Origin of the sequence: Undibacterium sp. RTI2.2 (assembly GCF_035018705.1) — a bacterium.
Classification (GTDB): Bacteria; Pseudomonadota; Gammaproteobacteria; order Burkholderiales; family Burkholderiaceae_D; genus Undibacterium.
This window is the reverse complement of sequence record NZ_JASJXN010000087.1, coordinates 1-3,951: the sequence shown is the minus strand read 5'-3', so window position 1 is coordinate 3,951 and position 3,951 is coordinate 1. Positions and strand designations below refer to the sequence as shown.

Below are 3,951 nucleotides of genomic sequence, written 5' to 3'. Positions count from 1 at the left end.
CGTAGTCAGAAAGTTCCTGCATTAATGATCGGAGTTGGGGTACTTTTTACTTCAACTTTTAAGTGCACCAACGCCTAGCAACGGTAAAGATCTTGTTTTATCCGGCCCGGCTCAAAGCGAACACCAAAGCTTTGCATGTCCGCCTTAATCGGAATAAATCAGCTTCGGTACCAACAAAGGACAGCAAATTGGGGAAAATGGACATATTATTTTTGGCAGTAATATTGCCCTTTATGGGGTTGATTTTGGCATTTTTTCTTTATCTTCTTGTTTCGAAGGTTACGGCACTGCAGAAAATTTGGACCACAATTTTATTCGCATTTTCTATATTAATTACAGCTATTCTGGCTGCTTCGAGATCGAATCTCCCTTACTTTGCAATCGTCATTTTTTGGATTTTTCCATTGATAACTTGGGTCTGTTTTGCGAAATGGTGTAAGCGCAAACGGCATTTGATGAATAAGTAGGCTTCACGCCCCAAAATGAAAGAGCGTGACGTTGGTTCGGCAAGCGCTGTTGATAGCGGCGAGACGACCGCTCACAATCGGCCAGCAGCGACCCTTCATTTTTTTCGTCAATTTTAGAAATGTAACCGACTATTGCTCTTTCTTAAACCTAATCTAATAGTATTGGAGTGAAATTTGAACTTTGTATTCACAACCCAGAAAGTTGACTGGGAAGTAGTTGCTTCACTATTTCAACAAGTGGGCTGGGGCAACCGTCAGCCCTCAGAGATTTGTTCCGCCTTTGAAAAAAGTAGCTTCGTCATATTCGTATACGATGGAGACGAATTAGTCGCGTTCGGAAGAACGATGGACGATGGCAAGTACTACGCGCTTTTGGTCGACGTTGTAGTGAAACCTGACAGTCAACAATCTGGTCTTGGGCGAGAAATTGTAAATTACCTTAGGTCACAATTGGTGGGCTATAAATTTATCACATTAACTGCTGCTCCAGGTAAAGAGGAGTTCTATTTGAAGCTAGGTTGGCAGCAGCAGACCACAGCACTCATTTGGCCTGTGTCAGAGGAGCAGCAAAAGCTGCATGCTTTGTCTTAGAGCGGCCATGAGCCGTCATTCGGTTACGCCTTTGATTTTATTGAGAGAGATTATGTTGATACCAGCACTTGGAATCGTCTATCAGCGAGCGAGAAAAATGAGTACCATCAATACTCCAATCGCTTTTTTCGAGCGGCTCTTTCCTCCGGCTTATAAATATGACATCACACAACAGCGCCTGGCGCGCTCATCTATTTGAGCCATATGTGCTATATTTTATTTTTAAAAAAACGAGAAAAAGACATAGAAAAAGAGCTCCTGGTTGATACTATTTTTTTACAAATATGACACAGCTGACTTTTGCAGACGCTTTGTTACTGTTGCTGTTGGTTCTTCAATCTTGAACACGCCGACTATTTTTGCCATTGCATTGACTTGTTCGCTCATGGCTTCCGCTGCGGCCGCAGCTTCTTCCACCAAGGCAGCGTTTTGTTGTGTCATTTCGTCCATTTGCCCAACTGCTTGATTCACTTGTTCAATGCCGGAGCTTTGTTCGATACTGGCGCTGCTAATTTCGGCCATGATGTGAGTCACCTTGTCGACAGATTCCAAAATCGCAGTCATCGTATTTCCAGTCTGCTCAGCCAGTAAATTGCCCGCATCTACCTTTGCAACGGAGTCTTGAATCAGGGATGCGATTTCCTTGGCTGCTGCTGCTGAGCGCTGGGCCAGATTACGCACTTCGGAAGCTACCACGGCAAAGCCACGCCCCTGCTCGCCTGCACGGGCAGCTTCCACAGCGGCATTCAGCGCCAGAATATTGGTTTGAAATGCGATTCCATCAATGACACTGATAATATCGACAATCCGCTTTGAGCTCTCCTTAATCGATGCCATCGTGCTGATCACTTGCGAAACAACTTGCCCACCTTTAGTGGCAACACCAGCTGCCGAAACCACCAGATCATTGGCAGTCTTGGCACTCTCGGAATTCTTTTTAACTGTGCCGGTCAGTTCTTGCATAGACGCCGCCGTTTGTTCCAGCGAGCTGGCCTGCGATTCGGACCGCGCCGATAAATCAGCGTTGCCATTTGATATTTCATCGGCAGCCAGAGAAATTTCGGACGTGCTCGCACGCACCTGCATGACCACTTCCGCCAAGCCTGTTCCAATGCTATTAATCGCTTCGATCAATTGGCCAATTTCATCAACCCGTGTCGAACTAATATGGGTTCGCAAATCACCTTGAGCCAAATTTCTTGCGGCATTAATCACAGTCTGCAAGGGGAGGCTAAGACGCACACGCATGACGTAATACAATGCGCCCCCTAAGCATAGCAATAAAATGACGCCGATCGCTTCGTAGCGATGGGCAAGCGCAGTCGCATCTCGCGTGAATTCGTCGGTGTAGACACCCCCGGCCACGATCCAATTCCAGTTTTTTATCGGCATAAACGCGACGATCTTTTCTCGTGTTTCCGACTCGCCGCGCTCAGTGTTGACCCATGGATAACGTATCACGCCTTCTTTTCGTTCCAGTATTTCTTTGATGAATTCACGCCCGCTGCTGTCCTTTGAATCGAGGATTATTTGCCCTTCCTTGCTCGGGTGAATAATTAAGGTGCCAAGGTTTTTTCCTTCCCGTGCATCCAGCGCATAAAAATATCCGGTGTCACCTATTTTCATGGCCCGAATCTTATCTTTGAGTTGTGTAATCGCCTCTGTAAAATTGACGCCAACAAAAAATATGCCGATAACTTTTCCCCCGCTGTCGATAATGGGGTCGTATTGCGTCATATATTGTTTTCCGAATAAGGTCGCGATACCCACATAACTTTTGCCGCCGCTAACGATTTCAAAAGCTGGGTTCGTATGATCCAACACAGTGCCGACCGCACGTTCACCATTTTCCTTCTTCAGTGATGTTGAGACCCGTATGAAGTCGTTGTCTTTCTTGACGAACAGCGTTGCTATCGCTCCTGACAGGCTGGTGAATTGATCCAACACAGGAAAATTTCCGTTGAGGTCACCGTCGCCCGATTTCAAAACTGGTGTAGCGGTTCCGGCAACATCAATGGAACGTGATGGATCAAGCCCAACTGCGCCTTTGAAACTGCCCTCGAAAATTTTGGCGTCGACGCTGACTTGTGATCGAAGACCAGCATCAAAAATATTCAACATATCGGCCACCATTTTTGTTTTGTCAGTGACATCAAGAGCGGTTCGTTGTTCGATTTGTTGATTAGTGCTGTAATTGATTAATGCGATAAGAGTAACTAATGTCGCACCGACAATAATAAACATAAAGAGTGCTAATCTGGCACCGATGTTCCATGAACCAATACGGATGAATTTTTTTAACATTACCATTCCATCAGGTTAGAAATTACTTTCGGCAACTATTCGTTTAATAGTACTCGAAACTCCATCTGGTCGTTGCGTCATTAAAGAGACGCTTCTGCATGTTTGTATGCATTTTGCGACAAAGTCCATGAAATGAATGAGTGCCAGCTTCCAGACGGGCGTTGATACTACTTCGGACATCCAAGCGCCAATGGCCGGCGAAACCTGACCGTCCTCAGTCCGTCTTTATGCCTGGAGGTGTCTCATCGTCGCGCACTCCTAAAATAAGGGATAGAGCGCAAAAACCAATAATGCGCTAACTTTGAGTGTCTGCTTCGTAGAGGCGCGACAGACCGCTTTGGGGCGTTAGCAGTCAGTCGGGCTGGTCTTCCAGTTCGCGTGAAGCATCATCAAAATGCACTGAGTTACAGTATGGATATCCGGGTTGAACGATGAGGCGGTTCCCATCGAGGATTTTTGTTCTTCCAGAATTTAAAATCGTCCAACATCAGGCAAAGCGTTTGCCCTTTGATGGGCGTTGGTGCACTTCAAACTCGAAAAGCGGTGATGTTACGATGCGGCCTCAATTTTACTGATCGCCCCGATGCCC

General features: G+C 46.2%; 3 protein-coding genes. 2 read left to right on the top strand and 1 reads right to left on the bottom strand.

Translation table 11 applies throughout. The features are described 5' to 3' along the window. Positions 1–641: 641 nt before the first annotated feature. Complete coding sequence (locus tag QN395_RS20950) at positions 642–1,058, top strand: GNAT family N-acetyltransferase (RefSeq protein ID WP_322121755.1); 417 nt, start codon at positions 642–644, stop codon at positions 1,056–1,058. Between the two features lie 7 nt (positions 1,059–1,065). Next, the gene (locus QN395_RS20945) at positions 1,066–1,257 is read left to right on the top strand and encodes a hypothetical protein (RefSeq protein WP_322121756.1); all 192 of its coding nucleotides are present in this window, start codon (positions 1,066–1,068) and stop codon (positions 1,255–1,257) included. Between the two features lie 77 nt (positions 1,258–1,334). Here the strand turns inward: QN395_RS20945 and QN395_RS20940 are convergent, their stop codons facing one another. Then, positions 1,335–3,362 (bottom strand): Cache 3/Cache 2 fusion domain-containing protein, encoded by a 2,028-nt coding sequence (locus QN395_RS20940; RefSeq protein ID WP_322121757.1) that lies wholly within the window; start codon positions 3,360–3,362, stop codon positions 1,335–1,337. Positions 3,363–3,951: the final 589 nt, after the last annotated feature.